Raw genomic sequence first — 26,007 nt, forward strand, 5'->3', positions numbered from 1 at the left:
CGCCCGGGAGGCGCCGTCGGGGAGCCCCGCCATTGTGGGGCCTGCCGGACGGTGTCGCGCGCAGGACGGGGGGTCAGCGGTTCAGATTTGTCGGCGTGCTACGGCGTCAGGCCGGCACGGGGGAGGGAGCGTCCGGGCACGGGTGGGCACGCACGTGCTGGTGGGCGATACTGGGTTCGAACCAGTGACCTCTTCCGTGTCAAGGAAGCGCGCTACCGCTGCGCCAATCGCCCGAGTCGGTGGTACCTGCTACCGAGGTGGAGACGGGATTCGAACCCGTGTAGACGGCTTTGCAGGCCGTTGCCTCGCCTCTCGGCCACTCCACCGCGAGGCGGTCCCTCCTCGGAGGTGCCTCCGAGCGGACGACGGGACTCGAACCCGCGACCCTCACCTTGGCAAGGTGATGCGCTACCAACTGCGCTACGTCCGCACTGCTCCGGCCGACGACCCCGCCGCCCGGTGTGCGACGGGAACTCTAACCGAGAGCCCGTCGGGGAGTCCAACCGGTGGCGGCTCGTGGCGCAGGGCACGATGTCCGCGCTCGCCGACGGCCGCGGGCACGACCGGAGGAGGCCGGATGCAGGTCACGGACGACGTCACCGTCTGGGTGGACGGACTGCTCACCGACCCGGCGCACGCCCGGGTCCCCGCGCTCGACCACGGGTTCACCGTCGGTGACGGAGTGTTCGAGTCGTGCAAGGTCACCGGCGGCCAGGCGTTCGCCCTGACCCGGCACCTGCGCCGGCTCGCCCGCTCTGCCGCAGGCCTGGGTCTACCGGCCCCGGACGACGAGCTGGTGCGCTCCGCCGTCCGAGAGGTGCTCTCGGCCCGCCACGTGGAGCACGGGCGGCTGCGGATCACCTGGACGGGCGGGCCGGGCCCGCTGGGCTCTGATCGCGGTTCAGCCGGCCGCGACGGCACCCTCGTCGTGGCGAGTGTGCCGACCCCGCCGTGGCCGGCGCACGTCGCCGTCACCTCCGTGCCGTGGGTCCGCAACGAGCGCTCCGCGACCACGGGCCTGAAGACCACGTCGTACGCCGAGAACGTCGTGGCGTTGCAGTACGCCGCCGCTCGGGGGGCCGCTGAGGCGCTGTTCGGCAACACTCGCGGCGAGTTGTGCGAAGGCACCGGCAGCAACGTCGTCGTGGCCGTCGACGGGGTCCTGGTCACCCCGCCGTTGGACTCCGGCTGCCTTGCCGGGATCACCCGTGAGCTGCTGCTCGAGTGGGCCGCCGACGAGGGGTTGCCGATCGAGGAGCGGGCCCTGCCCTTCACGGTCCTGGCGACCGCGCAGGAGGTGCTGCTGCTGTCCTCCACCCGCGACGTGCAGGTCGTCGACGTGGTCGACGACCGCCCTCTGGGGCGCGGACCGCTTGGCGCGGCAGCCGTCGACCTCTTCGCTCGACGCAGCCTGGATTCGACGGACCCGTAGCCGTCAGCCGGCGAACAGCTCGGCGAGCTCGGCGTCCAGGTCGAGGTAGGCGGCCTCGGTGCCGCTGGGCACGAGCCTCAGTGTGGTGGTGAGAAAGGCGCGCAGGTCCGCGGCGTCCGCCTCGAGCACGGCGTGTCCGTCGGGCGAGGTCAGGGACAGCAGGACGAGGTCCTGGCCGGCGCCGCGGGACGGCCACACGTGGACGTCGCCCTCCCCGGTCGGACGCGTCAGCCCGGTGATCAGCAGGTCGCGAGCGAAAACCCACTCCACCGTGACGCCGTCCCCGCCGAAGGCCGCAGTCACGGCGAACGGGTCGTCGGTGCCGTAGCGGAGGGTCGCCCGCAGCGGGACCGTGCCGGCGTCGGGAACGACCAGTCTCAGCTCGAGCTCGGTGTCGACCTGGGTGGGCCGCAGATGGGACACGGGACTGCCTCCTGTGCGCGGGTGGAGCAGGTGGTCGGTTGCTTCCCGCGGCCGTCGGTGCCCAAACGCCGTCGGCCCGGTCTTGACGGAGTCTTGACCGGGGGAGTCACCCGAACGGGGCAACCCGGACGTTGCGGTCGCTCGGTCAGTGCGGGTCACCTGCCGGTCACGGCGCGGCCTCCCGACGTTTCCCGACGGCACGTAGGCCCGGGTTCCGCAGTTGATGGGCACATGAGGCCGCTTGGCGGGGTGAAAGTGCAGGTCAGGGTGTTGCGGGGTCTCTGGAACCGCGAAATGGCGTGGGCACACGACTTGCCGTGTCGCTGTTGACGTAGCAGCACAGCGGCCGGTTCGCTGTGGGCATGTACCTGCGGACGACCTCTCGGCGCAACAGCGACGGCAGCGTCGTGCGGTACGTCCAGCTCGCGCACAACCACCGCAAGGACGGGGTGACGCAGGCGCAGGTGCTGCTGAACCTGGGCCGGGAGGACAAGCTCGACCCGGACGGGCTGCGCCGGCTGGTCGCTTCGATCAACCGCTACCTGGGCGAGCCCGCCGCCGGCGCCGATGATGTGCGGGCGGTGGTCGGGGACGCGCTGACCGTCACCGACTCACGGCCGCTCGGGGCAGTGTGGCTGCTGGACGGGCTGTGGCGCCAGCTCGGTGTCGACGGCGCGCTGCGCCAGGTGCTGGGCGGGCGGAAGTTCACCACCGATGTCGAGCGGGTGCTGTTCGCGCTGGTCGCCAACCGGGCGGTCGACCCGAGCTCGAAGCTCGCCGCGGCCGAGTGGGCGACGCACGACGCCGCGATCCCTGGGCTGAGCGTGATGGATGAGGACCAGGCGTATCGGGCGATGGACCTGCTGATCGAGGCCGACGCGCAAGCACAGGTGCAGGAGGCGGTGTTCTTCGCCGTGGCGGACCTGCTCAACCTCGAGGTCGACCTGCTGTTCTTCGACACCACCAGCACCTACTTCGAACGCGACACCGAAGAAGCCCCGAGCCAGGACAGTCCCGAGGGCGGCTTGCGCCGTTACGGGCACTCCAAGGACAGCCGAAGCGATCTGCCGCAGATCGTGATCGGGCTGGCCGTCACCCGCGAGGGGATCCCGGTCCGCTGCTGGGTCTGGCCTGGCAACACCGCCGACGTCGCGGTGCTTCCGGAGGTCAAGGACGACCTGCGTGGCTGGCGGCTGGGTCGGGTCGTCACGGTGGTCGACCGCGGCTTCTCCTCCAAGTCGAACCTGGAGTACCTGCGCCGCGCCGGCGGGCACTGGATCGCCGGGGAGCGGATGCGCGACGGCAACGCCCAAGCCCAAGCCGCGCTGTCCCGCCAGGGCCGCTACCGGCAGGTCCGAGACAACCTACGGGTCAAGGAAGTCACCCTCGACGAAGAGTCCGGGATCCGCTGGATCGTCTGCCACAACCCCGTCGAGGCCGAACGCGACAAGTTCCGCCGAGAGGAAGCGCTGACACGGCTCAGCGCCGAGCTTGAGCGGATCCAGCAAGCCCGGGCTCGGGATGCGCAGCGGCGCAAGGCCGGCAAGAAGGCACCCGCCGACACCGTCCACGTCAAGGCCGAGTGCGCCCTGCGCGACCACCCCACCCTGGGCCGGTGGCTGCGGCAGCTGCCCTCCGGGCGGCTCGTCCTCGATCGCAAGAAGATCGCGGCGGAGGAGCGGCTGGACGGCAAGTACCTGCTGAGCACCTCCGACCCGGACCTGAGCGCCGAGGACGTCGCGCTGGGCTACAAGAACCTGCTCGAAGCCGAACGCGGCTTCCGTGACCTCAAGAGCACCCTGGACCTGCGGCCCGTGTTCCACCGCGTCGAACCCCGGATACGGGCGCACGTGCTGCTGTGCTGGCTGGCGCTGCTGCTCATCCGCGTCGCCGAACGCCGCACCGGCCTGACCTGGCGGCGCATCGAGATCGAGCTCGGCCGGCTGCACGCCGTCACCCTGTCCGGCACCGCCGGCACCGTCGTCCAGACCATCCCGCTCAACGACGTCCAAGCAGGCATTCTTCGGGCTTGCGAGGTCGCGCCGCCGCCGCGCGTCACCACCCTGCACCCTGCCTGACCTGCGGAAACAGGACCAGCAGCAACTCCAAGACGCGTAGGCACACGGCCCCCCAGGCCGCGATGACGCATTCCTGCAGGTCAAACCGCCTCTTCGACATGATCACGTGCCCACCAACTGCGGAAGCCGGGGTAGGCTGGCCAGGTGGAGCAGCGCACCGACCTGCGACCTCGGGACCCGGGAGTCGAGGACGACGTGCGCCCGGCGGACGCCGACCGCGAGACCCGCCGCCAGCAGTGGTTGCGCCGCTGGGAGGAGCGCCACCGGCACGACCGGTGGGGTTGGCGGCGCCGGTTGCGCACGGACCCTCGTGCCTACCGGATCTACCGGATCGTCGTCGGCGTCGTCGGGACCCTGCTCGTCCTGCTCGGGGCCTCCACCGGCTGGCTGCCAGGCCCCGGCGGTATCCCGCTGACCCTGCTCGGGCTTGCCGTGCTCGCCAGTGAGTTCTTCTGGGCGCACCGGCTGCTCGGGTGGGCACGTGAGCGAGCCCACGAGTTCGCCGGGTGGACCCGCACGCTGCCCCGGTGGGCCCGCGTCCTGGGCGCCGCGGCCACCTTCGTCGGGGTCGCCTCGGTGATCGTCCTGGGCCTGCTCGTCGGCTTCGGCGTCCCGGCCTGGGTCCCGGACGACGTCACCGCCTGGCTGGTCAGGCTGCCGGGTGTCGACTGACCCGGCTCGTCAGCGCGGCACTCACCATCGGGTATGGTTCTGGCCGTCCCCAGGGCGATTGGCTCAGTGGTAGAGCGCCTCGTTCACACCGAGGAGGTCACTGGTTCGAACCCAGTATCGCCCACCTAGCGGAACGGCCCCAGCGTCTCGCCCCGGCGTTCTACTTGGCCTCGGCAGAGGCCACCCCCACGGCGCTCGGTGACCGTGCGCTCGTGGTTGACACCCCGGCCAGGAGTGGCACTCTCGGTCCATGGAGTGGTTGTTCCTGGCAGCGGTGGCCCTGTTCCTGGGTGGCTGGTTCGTCGAGCGGCGCTGGCGACGGAGGCGAACCGAGAACCTGGGAGCGGGCTACGACGCGCACCGGGCGGCTCAACGTGACCACGCACCGCAGAGCAACCCCTCCGACCACCGCTACCAGGGTGGCATCTCGCAGCTGTAGCGAGACCTGCCTCGCGGCCTGTACGCACAGCTCGACCCTTTGCACACAGCTCACAGAATGCTGGGTCGAGCGCAGTTCTGCCGACGTGTCGCGCCACCAACTCAGCAATCTGTGCGCCGGGCGGCGCGCTGGGGTGGCGGGATTGCATGATCACCAAGAGGGGACGGTCGACTGACCCCGGGGGATGGCGCGGGGTGGCGGGATTGCATGATCACGAAGTGGGGTCGACTCGTGACCAGCGCGGGGGCGATGGGTGGTGGCCGTGGCCGGCCTGGACGGGGGGGCCACCGAGCGGCGCGGGGCCCTTGTCGTGCCGGCACTAGCATCGTTGCGTCCACCACTGCCCGCCGTCCCCTCCACCCGCCGTCCCGTCCGCCCGCCGTCCCCACCACCCGCCGTCCCCCGAGGAGAACCACCGTGCCTGCCCAGCTGACCGTGACCGTCGACGGCGACGAACGCGCGGTGGATCCGGGCACCACGGCGGCGGACCTGTACACCGGGCGCCCCGAGGTGGTCGTCGTCCGGGTCGGTGGCGAGCTGCGCGACCTGGCCCACGAGCTGGCCGACGGCGACGTCGTCGAGGCCGTCACCGTCGACTCCCCGGACGGGCTGGCGGTGCTACGGCACTCCACCGCCCACGTCCTCGCCCAGGCGGTGCAGGAGGTGTTCCCGCAGGCGCGGCTCGGCATCGGCCCGCCGGTCCGCGACGGGTTCTACTACGACTTCGACGTCGCCGAGCCCTTCACCCCGGAGGACCTCAAGCGCCTCGAGAAGGTCATGCAGCGGATCGTCAAGGAGGGCCAGACGTTCCGCCGCCGGGTCGTCACCGACGAGCAGGCCCGCGCCGAGCTGAGCGAGGAGCCGTACAAGCTCGAGCTCATCGGGCTCAAGGGCTCCGGCGCCGCCGCGGAGGACGCTGCCGAGGGTGCCTCGGTCGAGGTCGGCGGCGGCGAGCTCACCATGTACGACAACGTGCGCCGTACCGGCGAGGTCGCCTGGAAGGACCTGTGCCGGGGTCCGCACCTGCCGTCCACCCGGTACATCGGCAACGGCTGGTCGCTCATGCGCACGGCGGCCGCCTACTGGCGCGGCAGCGAGAAGAACCCGCAGCTGCAGCGCGTGTACGGCACGGCCTGGCCGACGAAGGAGGAGCTCCTCGCCTACAAGGAGCGGCTCGCCGAGGCCGAGCGCCGCGACCACCGTCGGCTGGGGGCCGAGCTCGACCTGTTCTCCTTCCCCGACGAGATCGGCTCCGGCCTGCCGGTGTTCCACCCCAAGGGCGGCATCGTCCGGATGGAGATGGAGGACTACTCCCGCCGCCGGCACGTCGAGGCGGGCTACGACTTCGTCAACACCCCGCACATCACCAAGGCGCACCTGTTCGAGACCTCCCGGCACCTGGAGTGGTACGCCGACGGCATGTACCCGCCGATGCGGGTGGACGAGGAGCGCGACGGCGACGGCAACGTCACCCGGCAGGGGCAGGACTACTACCTCAAGCCGATGAACTGCCCGATGCACAACCTGGTGTACCGCTCCCGCGGCCGCTCCTACCGCGAGCTGCCGCTGCGGCTGTTCGAGTTCGGCGCGGTGTACCGGTACGAGAAGTCCGGTGTCGTGCACGGGCTGACCCGGGCCCGCGGCTTCACCCAGGACGACGCGCACATCTACTGCACCCGCGAGCAGATGAAGGACGAGCTCGGCTCCCTGCTCACCTTCGTCCTCGACCTGCTCAAGGACTACGGGCTCGAGGACTTCTACCTCGAGCTGTCCACCCGCGACCCCGAGAAGTCGGTCGGGGACGACGCCACCTGGGCGGAGGCCACTCGGACCCTCGAGGAGGTGGCACTCGCCTCCGGGTTGGACCTCGTGCCCGACCCGGGGGGCGCCGCGTTCTACGGCCCGAAGATCTCGGTGCAGGCCAAGGACGCCATCGGCCGGACCTGGCAGCTGTCCACCATCCAGCTCGACTTCTTCGAACCCGAGCTGTTCGAGCTGGAGTACACCGCGTCCGACGGCTCACGGCAGCGGCCGGTGATGATCCACCGGGCGCTGTTCGGGTCGATCGAGCGGTTCTTCGGCGTCCTGCTGGAGCACTACGCCGGCGCCTTCCCCCCGTGGCTCGCCCCGGTGCAGGTCGTCGGGATCCCGGTGGCGGCCGACTTCGTGCCCTACCTCCAGGACGTCGCCGCCCGGCTGCGGGCCCACGGCGTCCGGGTCGTGGTCGACGACTCCGACGACCGGATGCAGAAGAAGATCCGCACCCACACGAAGGACAAGGTGCCGTTCCTGCTCATCGCCGGCGCGGAGGACGCCGAGAAGGAGGCGGTGAGCTTCCGGTTCCGGGACGGCAGCCAGGACAACGGGGTGCCGGTCGAGCAGGCCGTCGAGCGGATCGTCGAGGCGATCCGGACGCGCGCCCAGGTGTGAGCCGATGACGGCCGGCGACGAGGACGGGGCTCCGGTGGTCGAGCCCGCGAGCGACCACGCGGGGGAGCCGGACGGCTTCCAGCGGCTGTGGACGCCGCACCGGATGGTCTACATCCAGGGCGAGGGCAAGCCGAGCGGCCAGGGCGCCGGTGACGGCTGCCCGTTCTGCCGGATCCCCGGCCAGGACGACGAGCAGGGGCTGGTCGTGGCCCGCGGGACGGCGTGCTTTGTCGTCCTGAACCTCTACCCGTACAACCCGGGGCACCTCATGGTCGTGCCCTACCGGCACGTCGCCGACTACCGGGACCTCACCGAGGAGGAGACCGTCGAGGTCGCCCGGCTGAGCCAGACCGCGATGCAGGTGCTCACCGAGGTGTCCGCCCCGCACGGGTTCAACCTCGGCCTCAACCAGGGCGCGGTCGCCGGCGCCGGCATCGCCGCCCACCTGCACCAGCACGTCGTCCCCCGGTGGGGCGGCGACGCGAACTTCCTGCCCGTCGTGGCCCGCACCAAGGCGCTCCCGGAGATCCTCGGCGACACCCGGGCCCGCCTCGCCGCCGCCTGGCCCACCTGACCCCTCGATCTCTGGAGGCTTGTCGGGGTCTCCGGGCCCGGCGAGACCCCGGAAAGCCTCCAGAGATCGGGTGCGTGGGGGGCGCGTGGGCGGGGCGGGGCGGGGTCAGGCGGTGGCGGGTTGGGCGTCGAGGTCGGTGAGGCGGGCGACGACGTGCTGCGGGGCTGGGGCGTGCCGGCGGTACTCGCGGGTGAAGCTGCCGGTGCCGTGGGAGATGGAGCGCAGGTCGATCGCGTAGCGGGTCAGCTCCAGGGCCGGCACCTCGGCGGTCACCCGGCTGCGCCCGTTGCCGATCGCGTCGGTGCCGGTCACCCGGCCACGCCGGGTCGCCAGGTCGGACAGCACCGCCCCGACGTACTCGTCGTCGACGACGACGTCGACCTCGTCGACCGGCTCCAGCATGGTGATCCCCGCCTTGGCCGCGGCGTCCTTGAGCGCCAGCGCGCCGGCGGTCTGGAACGCGGCGTCGGAGGAGTCGACGCTGTGCGCCTTGCCGCCGACCAGGGTCACCCGCAGGTCGACGACCGGGTAGCCGGCTGCCAGGCCCTTGTCCATCTGGGCCCGCACGCCCTTCTCCACGCTCGGGATGTAGTTGCGCGGTACCACGCCGCCGACGACCTTGTCGACGAACTCGAACCCGCTGCCCTCCGGCAGTGGCTCGACCTCGATGTCCACGACGGCGAACTGCCCGTGCCCGCCGGACTGCTTGACGTGCCGGCCGTGCCCCTCCGCGGGTCCGGCGAACGTCTCGCGCATCGCCACCCGGACGGGCTGGGTGCTGACCTCGACCCCGCTGCGGCGCAGCCGGTCGAGCAGGACGTCGAGGTGCCCCTCGCCCATCGTCCACAGCAGCATCTGGTGGGTCTCGGGGTTCATCTCCACCCGTACCGTCGGGTCCTCGGCCTGCAACCGGGCCAGCCCCTGGCTGAGCCGGTCCTCGTCGGAGCTGGTCAGCGCGGTGACGGCGACCGGCAGCAGCGGCTCAGGCATCACCCACGGCTCCATCAGCGCCGGCGCCTCGGGTGAGGACAGCGTGTCGCCCGTCTCCGCGCGGCTGAGCCGGGCCACGGCGACGATGTCGCCGGCGACCGCTTTCTCGATCGGGAGCAGCTTCCCCCCGAGCGGGCGGGAGACCGCCCCCGCGCGCTCGTCGACGTCGTGGTCGGGGTGCCAGTCCCCGTCGGCGTCCCGGTGGCTGAACCGGCCGAAGTGACCGGAGACGTGGACCGGGACGTCGGGCAGCAGGGTGCCGGAGAACACCCGGACGAGCGAGACCCGCCCGACGTAGGGGTCGGTGGTGGTCCGCACCACCTCGGCCACGAGCGGCGCGTCGGGATCGCAGGTGAGCGCCTCGCGCGGCTCGCCGTCCGGGGTGGTGACCGGGGGCAGCGGGTGCTCCAGGGGTGAGGGGAACCCGCGCAGGATGAGCTCGAGCACCTGCTGGACGCCGAGGCCGGTGGTCGGCACCGCTGGCAGCACGGGGTGGAACGAGCCTCGGGCGACCGCCTTCTCCAGGTCGGTGACCAGGGTGTCGTAGGAGACCTGCTCGCCGCCCAGCCACCGCTCGAGCAGCGTGTCGTCCTCGGACTCCTGGATGATCCCCTCGATGAGGCCCGCCCGCGCGTCCTCGATCGCCTCCAGGTGCTCAGGGTCGGCGTCGCGGACCACGACGGCCCCACCGGAGGAGTCGTGCACCTTCTGGGACAGCAGGGAGATCAGGCCGGCCGGGGCGTCGTCGTCGCCGAGCAGGGGCAGGTACAACGGCTGGACGCCGTCACCGAACACTCGTTGCGCGAGGGCGACCATCGACTCGAAGTCGCCGCGGGGCTGGTCGAGATGGGTGACGACGACCGCCCGCGGCATGCCGACCGTCGCGCACTCCTCCCACAGCATCTGGGTCGGTCCGTCGACGCCGTCCACCGCCGAGACGACGAAGAGCGCGGCGTCCGCGGCCCTCAGGCCCGCCCGTAGCTCTCCGACGAAGTCGGGCCGTCCGGGGGTGTCGATCGCGTTGATCCGCACCCCCGCGTGCACGAAGGACGCCACCGACATCACGACGGAGTGCCCGAGGCGGCGTTCCACCTCCTCGTGGTCGGTCACGGTCGTGCCCTCGGTCACCGAGCCGGCCCGGGAGATGGTCCCGGACGCGGCCAGGAGCGCCTCGACGAGGGAGGTCTTGCCGCTGCCCGCGTGCCCGACGAGGACCACGTTGCGGGTCGTCGCCGGGCTGGACACGCCCCCGTCGAGGTCCGTGCGCGCTGCTGCCATACCGCCACCTCCAGCGTTCGGCGGCCCGGGACCGCCGGGCCGGTGTCGTCCATCCGAGCGCGGGACGTGCCGGAGCGCAAGGGGCCGCCGGTAGGCTTCGCGCCCGATGCTCAACCGCTACGCGCGCGCCTTCGTCACCCGGCTGGTCACCCCAGTCGCGGCTGGACTGCTGCGGGCGGGGATCAGCCCCGACGCCGTCACCGTCGTCGGCACCCTCGGGGTCACCGTGGGCGCGCTCATCCTCTACCCGCGCGGTGAGCTGTTCACCGGGACCTTGGTCATCACCGCCTTCGTGCTCGGCGACTTCCTCGACGGGACGATGGCGCGCCTGCAGAACCGGTCCTCGGCGTGGGGCGCGTTCCTCGACTCGACCCTCGACCGGGTCGCCGACGCGGCCGTGTTCGGCGGTCTCGTGCTGTGGTTCAGCGGGGCCGGGGACTCTGCCGTCACGGCGAACCTCGCGCTGCTGTGTCTCGTGCTCGGCTCCCTCGTGCCGTACGCCCGGGCCCGGGCCGAGGGCCTCGGGATGACCGCCAGCGGCGGCCTCGCCGAGCGGGCCGACCGGCTCGTCGCCGTGCTCGTCGCCACCGGCCTGGTCGGTCTCGGCCTGCCGACCGGGCTGCTCACCGTCGTCCTGGCCCTGCTCGCCGTCGCCAGCGCGTGGACGGTCGTGCAGCGGGTGCTCGCCGTGCGCCGCCAGGCCCTGGGCGCGAGCCGGCCGTGAGCGGACCGGTCGCGGTCCTGCGCCGGCGCGTCGCCGTACTCGTCTACCGCGGCGGGTGGGCCGTCGTCCGGGTGCTGCCGGAGGGCCTGGCGCTGCGGCTGTTCGACGTCGTCGCCGACGTCGCCTGGTGGCGGCGTGGGGCCGGGGTGCGCCGGCTGGAGGCGAACCTGCGCCGGGTCCGGCCCGACCTGGACGACGCGGGCCTGCGGGCGCTGAGCCGCGCCGGGATGCGCTCCTACCTGCGGTACTGGTGCGAGGCGTTCCGGCTGCCGACGTGGTCGCGCGAGCGGCTGCTCGCCACGGTCCGGACCGAGGACGACGGCCCGGTGCGTGCGGCGCTGGCCCGTGGCGGGGTCGTCATCGGCCTGGGGCACCAGGGCAACTGGGACCACGCCGGCGCCTGGTCCACCCTCGCGCTCGCCCCCGTCACCACCGTCGCCGAGCGGCTCGAGCCGGAGGAGGTCTTCACCGCGTTCCTGCGGTTCCGCGAGTCGCTGGGGATGACGATCCTGCCGCTCACCGGCGGCCCGCCGGTGTTCCCCGAGCTGCTGCGCCGGGTACGGCACGGGGCGTTCGTCCCGCTGCTCATGGACCGGGACCTGACGAGCAGCGGGGTCGAGGTCGACATGTTCGGCGAGCCGGCCCGGGTGGCGCCCGGACCGGCCGCGCTCGCGCTCGCTGCCGGCGTCCCACTGTTCCCGGCGACCCTGCACTACGAGCCGGCCCCGCCGGGCAGCCCGGCCGCGGCGGCCGGCGCGCGGTGGCGGCAGGTCGTCCGGTTCCACCCCCAGGTGGCGGTGCCCGCCGACGGCGACCGGGCGCAGCGCGTCCGGGCGATGACCCAGGACTGCGTCGACGCCCTGGCCGCGGGCGTGCGGGCCCACCCCGAGGACTGGCACATGATGCAGCGGGTGTTCACCGCCGACCTCGACCCGGCCCGGCTCGCCGCCGGCCGCCCCGGCCCGCACGCCGCGGGGGGAGCCCCGTGAGGGTCGGCATCGTCTGCCCCTACTCCCTGGACCAGCCGGGCGGGGTGCAGTTCCACGTCCGGGACCTCGCCGAGGCGCTCATCGCCCGGGGCCACGAGGTGTCCGTCCTCGCCCCCGCGGACGACGACACCCCCGTCCCGGCGTACGTCACCAGCGCCGGCGGCGCCGTCCCGGTGCCCTACAACGGCTCCGTGGCCCGGGTCGCGTTCGGTCCGGTCACCGCCGCCAGGGTGCGCCGCTGGCTCGGCGAGGGCCGCTTCGACGTCCTGCACCTGCACGAGCCGATCGGCCCGAGCCTGTCCCTGCTCGCTCTGTGGGCGGCGACCGGACCGATCGTCGCCACCTGGCACATGGCCATCGTCCGGTCCCGCGCCTACCAGGCCGCCTACCCGCTCGTGCGGCCCAGCCTGGAGAAGGTGTCCGCCCGCATCGCGGTCAGCGAGGACGCCCGGCGCACGCTCGTCCAGCACGTCGGCGGGGACGCCGTCGTCATCCCCAACGGCGTGTTCGTCGACCGGTTCGCCACCGCCGTGCCTCGCCCGGAGTGGCAGGGCACGCCGCAGGCGCCGACGCTGGCCTTCCTCGGCCGGCTCGACGAGCCGCGCAAGGGGTTCGAGGTGCTGGCGGCCGCGCTGCCGCGCCTGCGCGAGCGGGTGCCCGGGGTCCGGGTGCTCGTCGCCGGGCGCGGCGACGTCGACGCGGCACGGCGCCGCTGCGGGCCGCACGCGGACGCCGTGACCTTCCTCGGCGCGGTCAGCGAGCCCGACAAGGCGGCTCTGCTGCGGTCGGTCGACGCCTACGTCGCCCCGCACACCGGCGGGGAGAGCTTCGGGATCGTCCTGGTCGAGGCAATGAGCGCCGGCACCTGCGTCGTGGCCAGCGACCTCGGCGCCTTTCGCCGGGTCCTTGACGACGGCCGGTTCGGTGTGCACTTCCCGGTCGGGGACGCCGCCGCGCTCGCCGACGCGGTCACCGACGTCCTGGGCGACCCCGGCCGCCGACAGGCGCTCGAGGCCGCCGCCCAGGTCGCCGTCCGGCGGTACGACTGGTCGCGGGTCACCTCCGAGGTGCTCACCGTCTACGAGATGGCGATGGCCGGTGACGTGGGGGTGCGTGAGGACCCGGGGATCCGGGCACTGCTGGCCCGCTGGCGGTCGACGTGACCCCCAGCTGGGTCGCCGTCGTGCTGGCGGTCGTCGTCGTCCTCGTCGGTCTCGCCTGGTACCTCACCTGGTCGGCCGGCCGGCTGGACCGGCTGCACCACCGGGTGCAGGGAGCCCGCGGCGCCCTCGGCAACCAGCTGCTGCGCCGGGCCGCGGCCGCCGCCGACCTCGCGTCGTCCGGGGTGCTCGACCCGGCCAGCTCGGTGCTGCTCGCCGCGGCCGCCGGGGAGGTGCTCGAGGCCGCCGAGGAGGAGGGCCTGGACCCGCACGCGCCGCTGGACCGGGACCTGGCCCGGCGCGAGGCCGCCGAGTCCGACCTGTCCCGGGTGCTGCGGGCCACCCTCGGCGACCCGGCCGTCGTCCGGGCGGTGCGCGCGGACCCGGTCGGCGCCGACCTGCTCGACGCCCTGGACGCCGCGTGCCTGCGGGTCGTGCTGGCCCGGCGGTTCCACAACGACGCCGTGTGGCAGGCCCAGCGGGTGCGCAGCAAGCGGGTAGTCCGCTGGGCCCGGCTCGCGGGGCGGGCGCCGATGCCGCAGACGGTCGAGATCGACGACGAGCCGCCGGACCTGAGCGGCGTCTGACGGGACGCGGCGTCCGACGGGCCTACCATGGACGACGAACCCGTTCCCGCGCGTCCGAAGAGGTCGAGAGTGTCCACCGAGCAGCAGCAGCCCGCCAGCACCGAGTCCGGCGCCGCCGTCGGCACCGCCCGCGTCAAGCGCGGGATGGCGGAGATGCTCAAGGGTGGCGTCATCATGGACGTCGTCACCCCCGAGCAGGCAAAGATCGCCGAGGACGCCGGTGCGGTCGCCGTGATGGCGCTCGAGCGGGTGCCGGCGGACATCCGGGCCCAGGGCGGTGTCGCCCGGATGAGCGACCCGGACCTCATCGACGGGATCATCGAGGCGGTGTCGATCCCGGTCATGGCCAAGGTCCGGATCGGTCACTTCGTCGAGGCGCAGGTGCTGCAGAGCCTCGGCGTCGACTACGTGGACGAGTCCGAGGTTCTCACCCCGGCCGACTACGAGCACCACATCGACAAGTGGCAGTTCACCGTCCCGTTCGTGTGCGGTGCGACGAGCCTCGGTGAGGCCCTGCGCCGGATCACCGAGGGTGCGGCGATGATCCGCTCCAAGGGCGAGGCCGGCACCGGTGACGTCTCCAACGCCACGGGGCACATGCGCACGATCCGCGCCGAGATCAACCGGCTGCGGTCGATGAGCCACGACGAGCTGTTCGTGGCGGCCAAGGAGCTGCAGGCGCCCTACGAGCTGGTCAAGGAGGTCGCCGAGGCCGGCCGGCTGCCCGTCGTCCTGTTCACCGCCGGCGGCATCGCCACCCCCGCCGACGCGGCGATGATGATGCAGCTCGGCGCCGAGGGCGTCTTCGTCGGCTCCGGCATCTTCAAGTCCGGCAACCCCGCCGAGCGGGCCGCCGCGATCGTCAAGGCCACCACGTTCTACGACGACCCGGACGTCGTCGCCAAGGTGTCCCGCGGCCTCGGCGAGGCGATGGTCGGGATCAACGTGGACGCCGTCCCGGAGCCGCACCGCCTCGCCCAGCGTGGCTGGTGACCCCTTCTCTGCGTAACCCGCTCCCCGTGGTAACCCCCTGCCCGTGGTAACCCCCCCGTGGTAGACCCCCTCCCCGTGATCATGCAATCCCGCCACCCTGCACGCCCCTAGCGCCCGCTTCGCCACAGCATTCGGGGCTCTCCAGAATGCTGGGTTGTCGGCACGACACGCGGCGTGTTGCGCCAACAACCCAGCATTCTGCGAGGGGTGGGGGGCGAGGGGCGAGGGGGGGCGAGGGGCGAGGGGCGTCAGGTGACGGTGGCGCGGTGGGCGAACCGCGGGTCGGTGTGCTCACCGGCCGCCAGCACGTCCCGCAAAGCAGTGGCCGCGGCCAGGCAGTCGCCGTGCGTGACGTACAGCGGCGCGAACCCCAGCCGGACGACGTCCGGCTCGCGGAAGTCTCCGACGACCCCGCGGGCGATGAGCGCCTGGACCACCGCGTAGGCGTCCGGGTGGCGCAGGGACACCTGTGAGCCGCGGCGCCCGGCGTCCCGGGGGGTCAGCACCTCGACGTCCGGGACGAGCGCGTCCAGGCACTCGAGGAAGAACGACGTCAGCGACACCGACTGCTGCCGCACGTCCGCCGTCGCCAGCCCGTCGAAGGCGGTGAGCGCCGCCTCCAGTGCCAGCAGTGACAGCAGCGGGGGAGTGCCCACCCGCCCGCGCGCCACACCCTCGGCCGGCTCGTAGTCGCTGACCATCGCGAAGGGCCGGGCGTGCCCGTTCCAGCCCGACAGCGGCTGGTCGAAGGCGTCCTGGTGGCGGGTGGCGACGTAGAGGAACGCCGGGGCGCCCGGACCGCCGTTGAGGTACTTGTAGCCGCAACCGACGGCGAGGTCGACACCGTCGGCGTCCAGGTGCACCTCCAGCGCGCCGGCGGAGTGGCACAGGTCCCACATCGCCAGGGCCCCGACGTCGTGCGCGGCCCGCGTCAGCGCCGGCACGTCCCACAGCTGACCGGTCCGGTAGTCCACGTGGGAGAGCGCGACGAGTGCCACCTGCTCCCCGCGGTCGGCGAGCACCGCCGGCACGTCCGGCGGGGAGGCGAGCACGACGTCCAGGTCGGCGAGCCGGGCTGCGCCCTGCAGCACGTACAGGTCGGTGGGAAAGGAGCCCGGGTCGGTGACGACGACCCGTCGCCCGGGGCGCATCCGAGCTGCGGCGACGTAGCACTTGAAGAGGTTGACCGAGGTGGAGTCGGTGACGACGACCTGACCGGGGGCGGCGCCGACGAGGCGTCCGACGGCGTCCCCGACCCGGGTCGGGGCCCCCCACCAGTCCGCGGTGTTCCAGGAGGCGATGAGGTCGTGGCCCCACTGTCGGCGGACGACGTCCTCGACGGCCGCGGGGACGGCGCGGGGCAGGGCGCCCAGGGAGTTGCCGTCGAGGTAGACGACACCGTCGGGCAGCTCGAAGCGGTCCCGGACGCCGGCGAGCGGACCGGCGGCGTCCAGCTCGGCGGCGCGGCGGGCCAGGTGCTGGGGTGTGCTCACCGGCCGCACCCTAGACGAGCCTCTTCAAGGGGTCAGTGGTCGTCGAGCAGGGAACGGTCGTCGACCTGGAAACGGTCCTCTAGACTCCCCGCCATGTCCTCGGTGCTGGTGCGCCGTGTCCACGTGGACCTCCTGCGCACCAACAGCAGTCTGTGTCGCGGCTGAGCCCGCTCCGACACCCGGCGGGTCGTGAGCCCGCACAGCGCCGACCCCATGAGGATCACAGACACCATGACTGCTGCCTCTTTGCCTGTTCTCGACCTCTCGCTGGCGAACAGTCCCGCGACCGCCCCGGCCTTCCGTGACGCACTGCGCGAGGCCACGCACGACTACGGCTTCTTCTACCTCGTCGGCCACGGCGCCGAACCCGCCCTCATCCGCCGGGTCATCACCGTCGCCCGGGAGTTCTTCGCCCTCCCCGAGGAGGAGAAGCTCGCCATCGAGAACACCCACAGCCCACACTTCCGCGGCTACACGCGCGTCGGCGGCGAGCGCACTCAGGGCAAGGTCGACTGGCGCGAGCAGATCGACGTCGGACCCGAGCGGGACCCGCTCCCGACCGGGCCGGAGGACCCCGCCTACCACGTGCTCGAGGGTCCGAACCTGTGGCCGGCACGACTGCCTCAGCTTCGCGAGGTCCTCACCAGCTGGACCGACGCCATGGGGCGCGTCGCCGACCAGCTCATGCGCGAGTGGGCCGAGTCCCTCGGCCAGGACCGCGACGTCTTCGACCCCGCCTTCGGCGAGGCGCCCGGGTGGCTGTGCAAGGTGGTGCGCTACCCAGGTCGCGAGCACGGAGGCACCGACCAGGGCGTGGGGTGGCACAACGACTTCGGGGTGCTCACCCTCCTGCTCGTGGAGCCGGGCAAGGCCGGCCTGCAGGTGGAGCACGACGGCGCTCCGCTCGACGTGCCGCCGGTCGACGGCGCCCTGGTGGTCAACATCGGTGAGATGCTCGAGTGGGCCACCGACGGCTACCTCAGGGCCACCAAGCACCGGGTGCTCGCCCCGGAGCCGGGCACCGACCGGATCTCGGTGCCGTACTTCCACAACCCAGCGCTGGACGCCGTCTTCCCCAAGCTCGTACTTCCCGCACAGCTGGCGGCGCAGGCGCCAGGGGTCACGACAGACCCCGACGACCAGGAGATCTACGGGGTCTACGGCTACAACGCGCTGAAGAGCCGCGTGCGCGCCCACCCCAACGTGGTCGAGGCCCACCACCCGCACCTGCGGCCGAAGCCGACGGGGGCCTGAGCGTCGCGCCGCCTAGGCTGTTCCGACGTGACCTCTTCCCGCCGAACCCGCCCGACCGTCGGCGTCCTGGCCCTGCAGGGCGACGTCCGTGAGCACGTGCGGACGCTGACCGAACTGGGCGCGGACGCCGTCCCGGTGCGCCGGCCCGGCGAGCTCGACGCCGTCGACGCGCTCGTACTGCCCGGCGGGGAGTCCACGACGATCGACAAGCTCGCCCGTGCCTTCGACCTCGCCGAGCCGCTGCGCCGCCGGATCGCCGACGGCATGCCGGTCTACGGCTCGTGCGCCGGGATGATCCTGCTCGCCGACCGGCTCGTCGACGCCATCGACGGCCAGCAGACCTTCGGCGGCCTCGACGTGCTCGTGCGGCGCAACGCCTTCGGCCGCCAGGTCGAGTCCTTCGAGGAGGATCTCGACGTCGTCGGCGTGGCAGGCGGCCCGGTCCGGGCCGTGTTCATCCGCGCCCCGTGGGTCGAGGAGGCCGGTCCGGACGTCGAGGTGCTGGCGAGCGTCCGCACCGGACCGGCCGCCGGGCGGGTGGTCGCCGTCCGGCAGGGTGGGCTGCTCGCCACGTCCTTCCATCCCGAGGTGACCGGCGACCTGCGGGTGCACGCGCTGTTCGTCGACATGGTCCGCGAGCGACTCGAGTGAGCACCGGCCGCGACCACCGGGGATAGCATCGACCCCCGCTGCACGAGACCGAGGGAGACCCATGTCCGGCCACTCCAAGTGGGCCACCACGAAGCACAAGAAGGCGGTCGTCGACGCCAAGCGCGGCAAGATGTTCGCCAAGCTGATCAAGAACATTGAGGTGGCTGCCCGCACCGGCGGCGGTGATCCCGCGGGCAACCCCACGCTCTACGACGCCATCCAGAAGGCGAAGAAGTCCTCGGTCCCCAACGACAACATCGACCGAGCCGTCAAGCGCGGGTCGGGGGCGGAGACCGGCGGAGCGGACTACCAGACGATCATGTACGAGGGGTACGGCCCGAACGGTGTCGCCGTGCTCGTCGAGTGCCTCACCGACAACCGCAACCGGGCGGCGTCCGACGTGCGGGTCGCCTTCACCCGCAACGGCGGCACGATGGCCGACCCGGGCAGCGTGTCGTACCTGTTCACCCGCAAGGGCGTCGTCCTCGTGCCCAAGGACGGCCTGAGCGAGGACGACGTGCTGGCCGCCGTCCTGGACGCCGGGGCCGAGGAGGTCAACGACCTCGGTGACGCCTACGAGGTGGTCAGTGAGGCGACCGACGTCGTCGCCGTGCGCACTGCGCTGCAGGACGCCGGGATCGACTACGACTCCGCGGAGGTGCAGTTCGTCCCTGCCACCCAGGTCGAGCTGGACGCCGAGGGCGCACGGAAGATCTTCCGGCTCATCGACGCCCTCGAGGACAGCGACGACGTCCAGAACGTCTACGCCAACTTCGACGTCTCGGACGACGTGATGGCCGAGGTCGACGCGGACTGACCTGGTCCGGGGTGGCGGGATTGCATGATTACGAAGGGGTTGGGGGTCCGGCGGATCGTGCGGGGTGGCGGGACTGCATGATCACGAAGGGGTCGTGCGGGGTGGCGGGACTGCATGATCACGGCGGGGGTTGAGGGGGGGTGGGTCCGCGCGCCTGCGGGTCGTCGTCGGTGGCGGGTGCGAGAGTGGGCCGGTGCGCGTCCTGGGAGTCGACCCCGGCCTGACCCGGTGCGGTCTGGGCGTCGTCGACGGCCGTGCCGGACGGCGGGCCCAGCTGGTCGCCGTCGACGTCGTGCGCACTCCCGCCGACGCCGGTCTCGAGCTGCGGCTGCTCGCCGTCGCCGAGGTGATCGAGGCCTGGCTGGACCGGCACGCCCCCGACGTCCTGGCCGTCGAGCGGGTGTTCAGCCAGCAGAACGTCCGCACGGTGATGGGCACCGCGCAGGTCTCCGGGGTCGCCCTGCTCGCGGCCGCCCGCCGAGGGGTGCCGGTGGCCCTGCACACTCCGAGCGAGGTCAAGGCAGCCGTCACCGGGGACGGCCGGGCCGGCAAGGAGCAGGTCGCCGCGATGGTGACCCGGATCCTCGACCTGCCGGCCACGCCTCGTCCGGCGGACGCCTCCGACGCCCTCGCGCTCGCCGTCTGCCACCTGTGGCGCGGCTCGGCGCCGACCGCCGTTGCCGGCCACAGCGGCGCGCCGACGGCGGCGCAGTCGGCGTGGGCGCAGGCCATGGCCGCCTCCCGGCGGCGGTGAGGCGTCCCCGGCGCGTCGGGCGTGACGCCGGCCGTCGCCGCTGGCTACGGTGGACGACGTCGTACAGGTGTTCGGCAGGGGAGGATCGATGATCGCGTCGGTGCGGGGCCGGGTGCTGCAGGTCCGGCTCGACTCGGCGGTGCTCGAGGTCGGCGGCGTCGGCCTGCTCGTCCAGGCCACCCCGGCGACGCTGGCCGAGCTGCGCACCGGGGCAGAGGCGGTGCTGCACACCTCGCTCGTCGTCCGGGAGGAGTCGCTGACCCTGTTCGGGTTCACCGACGCCGACGACCGGGACGTGTTCGAGACCGTGCAGACCGTGTCCGGCATCGGTCCGCGCCTGGCGCTGGCGATGCTCGCCGTGCACACCCCGCAGGGGCTGCGCCGGGCGGTGGCGGAGGAGGACCTCGCGGCCCTGCAACGGGTCCCCGGCATCGGCCGCAAGGGCGCCCAGCGGATCGTGCTCGAGCTCGGTGACCGGCTGGGTCCGCCGTCCCAGGGCGCCTCGCCGGCACCGGTCGATGACGCCGGAGCGAGCCCGGACGCCGGGCACGGGCAGGTCGTCGACGCGCTGGTCGGACTCGGCTGGAACCTCAAGCAGGCCCAGGACGCCGTCGCGGCGGTGAGCGGTCCGGACGGCGCGGCAGGCTCGGACACCCCGGCCCTGCTGCGGGCCGCGCTGCGGCACCTGGGGCGGAGCTGATGGCGGGCGCTACCGGCGGCGCAGGGTTCTCCGAGGGCGCAGGGTTCTCCGAGGGCGCAAGGTTCTCCGAGGGCGCAAGGTTCTCCGACGGCTCGGTCGAGGTCGACCTGCCCGAGGACGCCGGCGTCGGCACCGCCGACGGCGCCGTGGACGACGGTGTGGACGACGGTGACCACGACCTCGGCACCCGGCTGCCGGCGTCCGACCGGGTCGTCACCCCGGGCGCGGACGACGCCGAGCGGGCAGCCGAGGCCGCCCTGCGGCCCAAGCGGCTGGCGGACTTCGTCGGGCAGCGGGTGGTCCGTGAGCAGCTCTCCCTCGTCCTGGAGGCGGCCACCCGGCGCCGCCGGGCACCGGACCACGTCCTGCTGTCCGGTCCGCCCGGACTCGGCAAGACCACCCTCGCGATGATCATCGCGAGCGAGCTCGGCGCGTCGCTGCGGATGACGAGCGGCCCGGCCATCCAGCACGCCGGCGACCTGGCCGCGGTGCTCTCCTCGCTGGAGGAGAACGAGGTGCTGTTCCTCGACGAGATCCACCGGATGGCCCGCCCGGCCGAGGAGATGCTCTACGTCGCGATGGAGGACTTCCGGGTCGACGTCATCGTCGGCAAGGGGCCCGGCGCCACCGCGATCCCGCTCGACCTGCCGCCGTTCACCCTCGTCGGGGCCACCACCCGCTCCGGCCTGCTGCCCGCGCCGCTGCGAGACCGGTTCGGATTCACCGGCCACCTCGACTTCTACGAGCCGGACGAGCTGCGCCAGGTGCTCAAGCGCTCGGCCGAGCTGCTCGACGTCCCGCTGACCGAGGCCGGCGCCGTCGAGATCGCCCGCCGCTCGCGGGGGACGCCACGGGTCGCCAACCGGCTGCTGCGCCGGGTGCGGGACTGGGCCCAGGTGCGCGGCGACGGCCGGGTCGACGTCGGTGCGGCCCGCGCGGCGCTGGCGGTCTACGAGGTGGACGAACTCGGGCTCGACCGGCTCGACCGGGGGGTGCTGCAGGCGCTGTGCACCCGGTTCGGTGGCGGACCGGTCGGGCTGTCGACGCTCGCGGTGACCGTGGGAGAGGAGCCGGAGACGGTGGAGACGGTCGCCGAGCCGTACCTCGTCCGCGAAGGGCTCATCGGCCGGACGCCGCGAGGGCGGATCGCCACCCCGGCGGCCTGGCGGCACCTGGGCCTGCGACCGCCGCGGGGGTCGGCCGCGGCCCAGCTCGACCTCGACCTCGACATCGACCCCGCCGGGCAGGAGAGCGACTGAGCCGGCGCCGCGGCCCGGTCGACGCGCCGAGCAGGGGCGTCGTTGTCCGCGCTCGCCGGCCTCGCCTAGACTCCCCGGGGCCGCCGACCGTCGCGGACCCGCGCCGCCGGGTGCCGCGGGACCGTCCGATGACTGGGACGGCGACCCGACGACGCACACGAACGGGGCGCGCCCGCGCCCCGAAGGGACGTGACTGACCTCCATGGGTATCGAGCTGCTCATCCCGCTGCTCCTGCTGCTGCCGCTGCTGCTGATCACGATGCGGACGCGTCGCCAGCAGCGCGAGATGGCCGAGATGCAGCGGCGGCTGACCGTCGGCCAGGAGGTCATGACGACCTCCGGCGTGTTCGGCACCGTGCGGGGGGTCGACGGTGACCGGGTCAGCGTCGAGGTCGCCCCCGGCGTCACCACCCAGTGGGCGCGCCAGGCCATCGCCCGCATCCTCACGCCGCCCTCGCCGGGAGACTCCCCGGACGCCGGCAGCTCGCCGGACGCCGGCACGAGCCCGGGGCGCTGAGGTGGCCAACCGCGCTCCCGGTTCCCGCCCCGGGCGGACCCTCGGCGCACTGGGGCTGCTCGTCCTGGTGATGGCGGGCACCTTGCTGGCGGGCATCCGCTGGTCGGACGCGAGTCTGGCGCCCAAGCTCGCGCTCGACCTCGCCGGCGGCACCCAGATCGTCCTCACCCCGGTCGTCGAGCCCGGACAGGGCGAGATCACCGACCAGACCATCGACGACGCCATCGCGATCATCCGCCAGCGGGTCAACGCCTCCGGTGTGTCCGAGGCGGAGGTGTCCAGCCAGGGTGGCCGCAACATCGTCGTCGAGCTGCCCGGCTCCCCGGAGGAGCAGGCGCAGGCCCGGGAGCTGGTCCGGCAGTCCGCGCAGATGCGGTTCCGCCCCGTGCTCGTCGAGGCGGCCGCGCTGCCCCCGCAGCCGGAGCCCACGGCGACGCCCACCGGCGAGCCCACGGCGACGCCGACCGGCGAGCCCACCGGGACGCCGACGCAGGGGGCGACGTCCGAGCCGGACGCCACGATCGCCCCGGCGCCGACCGCGACGACCGACCAGCGGGCCGTCCCCCGGCACCTGGGCGCCGCTGGCACCCCCACCGCGCCCGCGACCCCGGCACCGACCGGCGAGCCGACGGACGGGACCGCCACCGAGGGCGCTCCCGGCGAGGAGGCTCCCGCACCCGAGCCCACCAGCCCGAGCGACCTGGCCTGGATCACCCCGGAGATCCAGCAGCAGTTCGCCGAGCTCGACTGCACCGACGAGAGCAACCTCACCGGCGGCGCCGCCGACGACCCCACCCAGCCGCTCGTCACGTGCTCCCAGGACGGGTTGGCCAAGTACATCCTCGGCCCGGTCGAGGTCGAGGGCACGAACATCGCCTCGGCCGAGGCCGGTCTGGCCGTCACCGCCCAGGGCGTGCAGACGAACACGTGGGTCGTTCAGCTGGAGTTCGACGGCGAGGGCGCCGAGGCGTTCCGGGAGACCACCGAGCGGCTCGTCACCCTGCCCCCGCCGCAGAACCAGTTCGCCATCGTCCTGGACGGCCTCGTCGTGTCCGCCCCGCGGGTCAACGAGCCGATCCCCACCGGGCAGGCGGAGATCAGCGGCTCGTTCGACCAGGAGAGCGCGCAGACGCTCGCCAACCAGCTGAAGTTCGGTGCGCTGCCGATCTCGTTCCAGGTCGAGACCGAGGACCAGATCTCCGCCCTGCTCGGCTCCGAGCAGCTCCAGCGAGGTCTGCTCGCCGGCGTCATCGGCCTCGGGCTCGTCGTGGTCTACTCCGTACTGCAGTACCGGGCCCTCGGCCTCGTCACCGTCGCCAGCCTCGTGCTCGCCGGGCTCATCACCTACCTGGCCATCGCCCTGCTGTCCTGGTACCAGGGGTACCGGCTCAGCCTGCCCGGCGTCGCCGGGCTCATCGTCGCCATCGGCATCACGGTCGACTCGTTCATCGTCTACTTCGAACGGGTCCGCGACGAGGTCCGGGAGGGCCGCAGTCTCGTCGTCGCGGTGGAGAACGGCTGGAAGCGCGCTCGGCGCACGATCCTCGCCTCGGACTCGGTGAACTTCCTCGCCGCCGTCGTGCTCTACCTGCTCGCCGTCGGCGGCGTCCGCGGGTTCGCCTTCACCCTGGGCCTGACGACCCTCATCGACCTGCTCGTCGTCGTCATGTTCACCCACCCGGTGCTCGTGCTGCTGGCCCGCACGAAGTTCTTCGGCGGTGGGCACCGGCTCTCGGGCTTCGACGCCGAGCACCTCGGGCGCACCGTCGCCTACGCCGGCCGTGGCCGGGTCCGCCAGCCCGGCCGGGCACGGCGGGGACCCGCCGCCCCCGACCAGCCGCGGATGACGCTCGCCGAGCGCAAGGCGGCCGAGCGCAAGGCCGCCGAGCAGGAGCGCGCCGCGCAGGAGCAGCCGGCCTCGCAGGAGCAGTCTGAGTCCGAGAACGCCGGCAGCAGCCGGGCGAAGGAGTCCTGAGCCATGCCGAGCTTCGCCCAGTGGGGCAACGAGCTGTACACGGGCCGCCGGTCCTACAACATCGTCGGACGACGCAACCTCTGGTACGGCATCGGGATCACCATCTTCGTGGTGTCTGTGCTGCTCCTGCTGGTCAGGGGACTCAACCCCGGCATCGAGTTCCGGGGCGGGTCGGAGTACCGGGTCAGCGGCGTCGAGCAGACCGCCGAGGCCCCGGCGGTGGACGCCGTCGAGGACGTCCTCGGCACCGGCCAGGTGCCGCGGGTGTCGGTGATCGGCGACGATACCGTGCGGGTGCAGACCGAGCGGCTGGACGACGAGCAGACCGACGAGCTGCGTACGGCGCTGGCCGACGCCTACGACGTCGACCCGGCCGCGGTGACGTCGTCGTTCGTCGGCGCGACCTGGGGGCAGGACGTGACGAGCAAGTCGTTGCGGGCACTCGTCATCTTCCTCGTCCTCGTCGGAGTCGGTCTGGCGCTGTTCTTCCGCAACTGGGAGATGGCCGTCGCCGCGCTCGTCGCCCTGCTGCACGACGTCGTGGTCACCGTCGGTGTGTACGCCCTCATCGGCTTCGAGGTCACCCCCGCGACCGTGATCGGGTTCCTCACCATCCTCGGCTACTCCCTGTACGACACGGTCGTCGTGTTCGACAAGGTGCGGGAGAACACCCGGCACGTGCTGACCGGCAGCCGCCGGACCCTGGCCGAGGCGGCGAACCTCGCCGTCAACCAGACCCTGGTGCGCTCCATCAACACCTCCGTCGTCGCGCTGCTCCCCGTCGGCTCGATCCTGTTCATCGGCGCCTTCCTGCTGGGGGCCGGCACGCTCAAGGACATCTCGCTCGCCCTGTTCATCGGGCTCATCGTCGGGACGTACTCCTCGATCTTCCTCGCCACCCCGCTGTGGGTGCACCTGCGCAGCCGCGACCCCGAGGTCCGCGAGCAGGCCCTGCGGGTCCGGGCCCGTCGCTCCTCGGAGGCGCGTCAGGGCACGGGCGCGGCCGCCACCGCCGGCAGCACGGCCACCGCCGGCAGCACGGCCACTGCCGGCAGCGCCACCGCCCCCGGTGGCACCGCCACCGCCGTCCTCGACCGGCCGGACCGGGAGGGCGCCGACGGCGAAGCCGCCACCACCGTCCCCGTCCAGGACGCGGACGGCGCACCGGCGGCCGGGCGTCCCGGCACTGGCGGCCCTCGGCAGCCGGGCGGCGGCCAGCGGGCCCAGCCCCGTCGCAACCGCCGAGGCCGGCGGTGAGCACCGCCCGGGAGCAGGCGCTGCTGGCCCGGATCCGCGATGTCCCCGACTACCCGAAGCCCGGTGTCCTGTTCAAGGACATCACCCCGTTGCTGGCCGACCCGGGGACGTTCCGGGCGAGCATCGAGGCGCTCGCCGACCTCGTGCCCGCCGGCACCCAGGCGGTCGCCGGGATCGAGGCGCGCGGCTTCGTCCTGGCCGCGCCGCTCGCGCTGCACCTCGGCGTCGGGTTCGTCCCCGTGCGCAAGGCTGGCAAGCTGCCCTCGGACGTCGTCGCGGAGGTCTACGACCTGGAGTACGGGTCGGCGGAGATCGAGGTGCACGCCGACGCCTTCCCCAACGGGCAGCGGGTCGTCCTCGTCGACGACGTGCTGGCCACCGGCGGCACCGCGGTGGCGGCCTGGGGCCTGCTCGAGCGGGCGGGGGCGCACGTCGTCGGCGCCCGTTGCCTGATGGAGATCGAGGCGCTGCGGGGGCGGGAGAAGCTCGCCGGCCGGGACGTCGTGAGCGTCCTGACGGTGTAGCCGTAGACTGCTGGTCTCACGACGTCCCGCTGCGGCG

Annotated in this window: 24 protein-coding genes and 4 tRNA genes; 22 read left to right on the forward strand and 6 right to left on the reverse strand. The window is 73.2% G+C overall.

Translation table 11 applies throughout. From position 1 onward, the window contains the following. Window positions 1–158: 158 nt before the first annotated feature. The 3 genes from HJG43_05690 to HJG43_05700 form a co-directional block, all read right to left on the reverse strand. A tRNA-Val gene (locus HJG43_05690) sits at window positions 159–233 on the reverse strand. 22 nt (window positions 234–255) lie between these two features. Continuing rightward, window positions 256–326 (reverse strand) — tRNA-Cys (locus HJG43_05695). Window positions 327–357: 31 nt separating this feature from the next. Continuing rightward, window positions 358–430, reverse strand: a tRNA-Gly gene (locus HJG43_05700). A gap of 147 nt (window positions 431–577) precedes the next feature. On the opposite strand from HJG43_05700, the gene HJG43_05705 reads away from it, so the two are divergent. Continuing rightward, complete coding sequence (locus tag HJG43_05705; protein UER54120.1) at window positions 578–1,432, forward strand: hypothetical protein; 855 nt, start codon at window positions 578–580, stop codon at window positions 1,430–1,432. Between the two features lie 3 nt (window positions 1,433–1,435). Here the strand turns inward: HJG43_05705 and HJG43_05710 are convergent, their stop codons facing one another. Next, the gene (locus tag HJG43_05710) at window positions 1,436–1,846 is read right to left on the reverse strand and encodes an SsgA family sporulation/cell division regulator (protein UER55750.1); all 411 of its coding nucleotides are present in this window, start codon (window positions 1,844–1,846) and stop codon (window positions 1,436–1,438) included. Window positions 1,847–2,217: 371 nt separating this feature from the next. On the opposite strand from HJG43_05710, the gene HJG43_05715 reads away from it, so the two are divergent. The 6 genes from HJG43_05715 (at window position 2,218) to HJG43_05740 (ending at window position 8,048) form a co-directional block, all read left to right on the forward strand. Next, on the forward strand, window positions 2,218–3,933 hold the full coding sequence (locus HJG43_05715; GenBank protein ID UER54121.1) for an IS1634 family transposase: 1,716 nt from the start codon (window positions 2,218–2,220) through the stop codon (window positions 3,931–3,933). Between the two features lie 240 nt (window positions 3,934–4,173). After that, window positions 4,174–4,605 carry a hypothetical protein gene (locus tag HJG43_05720; GenBank protein UER55751.1) on the forward strand — a complete coding sequence of 144 codons (432 nt, stop codon included), beginning with the start codon at window positions 4,174–4,176 and terminating at the stop codon, window positions 4,603–4,605. Window positions 4,606–4,657: 52 nt separating this feature from the next. Continuing rightward, window positions 4,658–4,729, forward strand: a tRNA-Val gene (locus tag HJG43_05725). A 126-nt stretch (window positions 4,730–4,855) separates the two neighbouring features. Continuing rightward, a complete protein-coding gene (locus tag HJG43_05730; protein ID UER54122.1) occupies window positions 4,856–5,044 on the forward strand; it encodes a hypothetical protein in 189 nt (62 codons plus the stop codon). A 249-nt stretch (window positions 5,045–5,293) separates the two neighbouring features. Beyond that, window positions 5,294–7,474, forward strand: coding sequence for a threonine--tRNA ligase (locus tag HJG43_05735; GenBank protein UER55752.1), 2,181 nt, complete (start codon window positions 5,294–5,296; stop codon window positions 7,472–7,474). Window positions 7,475–7,478: 4 nt separating this feature from the next. Further along, on the forward strand, window positions 7,479–8,048 hold the full coding sequence (locus HJG43_05740) for an HIT domain-containing protein (protein UER54123.1): 570 nt from the start codon (window positions 7,479–7,481) through the stop codon (window positions 8,046–8,048). Between the two features lie 105 nt (window positions 8,049–8,153). On the opposite strand, the gene HJG43_05745 is transcribed toward HJG43_05740, so the two are convergent. After that, a complete protein-coding gene (locus tag HJG43_05745) occupies window positions 8,154–10,316 on the reverse strand; it encodes an elongation factor G-like protein EF-G2 (protein ID UER54124.1) in 2,163 nt (720 codons plus the stop codon). Window positions 10,317–10,422: 106 nt separating this feature from the next. On the opposite strand from HJG43_05745, the gene HJG43_05750 reads away from it, so the two are divergent. The 5 genes from HJG43_05750 (at window position 10,423) to pdxS (ending at window position 14,769) form a co-directional block, all read left to right on the forward strand. Continuing rightward, on the forward strand, window positions 10,423–11,040 hold the full coding sequence (locus HJG43_05750; protein UER54125.1) for a CDP-alcohol phosphatidyltransferase family protein: 618 nt from the start codon (window positions 10,423–10,425) through the stop codon (window positions 11,038–11,040). Window positions 11,041–11,057: 17 nt separating this feature from the next. After that, window positions 11,058–12,029 (forward strand): phosphatidylinositol mannoside acyltransferase, encoded by a 972-nt coding sequence (locus tag HJG43_05755; protein ID UER55753.1) that lies wholly within the window; start codon window positions 11,058–11,060, stop codon window positions 12,027–12,029. Continuing rightward, window positions 12,026–13,192 (forward strand): glycosyltransferase family 4 protein, encoded by a 1,167-nt coding sequence (locus HJG43_05760; GenBank protein ID UER54126.1) that lies wholly within the window; start codon window positions 12,026–12,028, stop codon window positions 13,190–13,192. Before HJG43_05755 ends, HJG43_05760 begins: the two co-directional genes overlap by 4 nt. Then, window positions 13,189–13,776 (forward strand): hypothetical protein, encoded by a 588-nt coding sequence (locus tag HJG43_05765; GenBank protein UER54127.1) that lies wholly within the window; start codon window positions 13,189–13,191, stop codon window positions 13,774–13,776. The genes HJG43_05760 and HJG43_05765 overlap by 4 nt, the downstream gene beginning before the upstream one ends. Window positions 13,777–13,845: 69 nt before the next feature. Next, on the forward strand, window positions 13,846–14,769 hold the full coding sequence (pdxS, locus tag HJG43_05770) for a pyridoxal 5'-phosphate synthase lyase subunit PdxS (protein UER54128.1): 924 nt from the start codon (window positions 13,846–13,848) through the stop codon (window positions 14,767–14,769). A gap of 248 nt (window positions 14,770–15,017) precedes the next feature. Here the strand turns inward: pdxS and kynU are convergent, their stop codons facing one another. Beyond that, on the reverse strand, window positions 15,018–16,244 hold the full coding sequence (gene kynU / locus HJG43_05775) for a kynureninase (GenBank protein ID UER55754.1): 1,227 nt from the start codon (window positions 16,242–16,244) through the stop codon (window positions 15,018–15,020). 249 nt (window positions 16,245–16,493) lie between these two features. On the opposite strand from kynU, the gene HJG43_05780 reads away from it, so the two are divergent. The 10 genes from HJG43_05780 (at window position 16,494) to HJG43_05825 (ending at window position 25,970) form a co-directional block, all read left to right on the forward strand. After that, window positions 16,494–17,516 (forward strand): isopenicillin N synthase family oxygenase, encoded by a 1,023-nt coding sequence (locus tag HJG43_05780; GenBank protein ID UER54129.1) that lies wholly within the window; start codon window positions 16,494–16,496, stop codon window positions 17,514–17,516. A gap of 27 nt (window positions 17,517–17,543) precedes the next feature. Further along, on the forward strand, window positions 17,544–18,167 hold the full coding sequence (gene pdxT, locus HJG43_05785) for a pyridoxal 5'-phosphate synthase glutaminase subunit PdxT (GenBank protein UER54130.1): 624 nt from the start codon (window positions 17,544–17,546) through the stop codon (window positions 18,165–18,167). 61 nt (window positions 18,168–18,228) lie between these two features. After that, window positions 18,229–18,984, forward strand: a complete 756-nt coding sequence (locus tag HJG43_05790) for a YebC/PmpR family DNA-binding transcriptional regulator (protein ID UER54131.1) — start codon at window positions 18,229–18,231, stop codon at window positions 18,982–18,984. A 193-nt stretch (window positions 18,985–19,177) separates the two neighbouring features. Then, window positions 19,178–19,738 (forward strand): crossover junction endodeoxyribonuclease RuvC, encoded by a 561-nt coding sequence (gene ruvC / locus HJG43_05795; protein ID UER54132.1) that lies wholly within the window; start codon window positions 19,178–19,180, stop codon window positions 19,736–19,738. 88 nt (window positions 19,739–19,826) lie between these two features. Then, window positions 19,827–20,438, forward strand: coding sequence for a Holliday junction branch migration protein RuvA (gene ruvA, locus HJG43_05800; protein ID UER54133.1), 612 nt, complete (start codon window positions 19,827–19,829; stop codon window positions 20,436–20,438). Between the two features lie 146 nt (window positions 20,439–20,584). Further along, entirely contained in the window at window positions 20,585–21,697 is a 1,113-nt protein-coding gene (gene ruvB / locus HJG43_05805) for a Holliday junction branch migration DNA helicase RuvB (GenBank protein ID UER55755.1), read from the forward strand. 202 nt (window positions 21,698–21,899) lie between these two features. Continuing rightward, window positions 21,900–22,214: a preprotein translocase subunit YajC gene (gene yajC / locus HJG43_05810; protein UER54134.1), complete on the forward strand. Its 315-nt coding sequence runs from the start codon at window positions 21,900–21,902 to the stop codon at window positions 22,212–22,214. A 70-nt stretch (window positions 22,215–22,284) separates the two neighbouring features. Next, window positions 22,285–24,189: a protein translocase subunit SecD gene (gene secD, locus HJG43_05815; protein UER55756.1), complete on the forward strand. Its 1,905-nt coding sequence runs from the start codon at window positions 22,285–22,287 to the stop codon at window positions 24,187–24,189. A 3-nt stretch (window positions 24,190–24,192) separates the two neighbouring features. Continuing rightward, window positions 24,193–25,446, forward strand: coding sequence for a protein translocase subunit SecF (gene secF, locus HJG43_05820; GenBank protein ID UER54135.1), 1,254 nt, complete (start codon window positions 24,193–24,195; stop codon window positions 25,444–25,446). Further along, window positions 25,443–25,970: an adenine phosphoribosyltransferase gene (locus HJG43_05825; protein ID UER54136.1), complete on the forward strand. Its 528-nt coding sequence runs from the start codon at window positions 25,443–25,445 to the stop codon at window positions 25,968–25,970. The genes secF and HJG43_05825 overlap by 4 nt, the downstream gene beginning before the upstream one ends. Window positions 25,971–26,007: the final 37 nt, after the last annotated feature.

Source organism: Kineosporiaceae bacterium SCSIO 59966 (assembly GCA_020881835.1).
GTDB lineage: Bacteria > Actinomycetota > Actinomycetes > Actinomycetales > SCSIO-59966 > SCSIO-59966.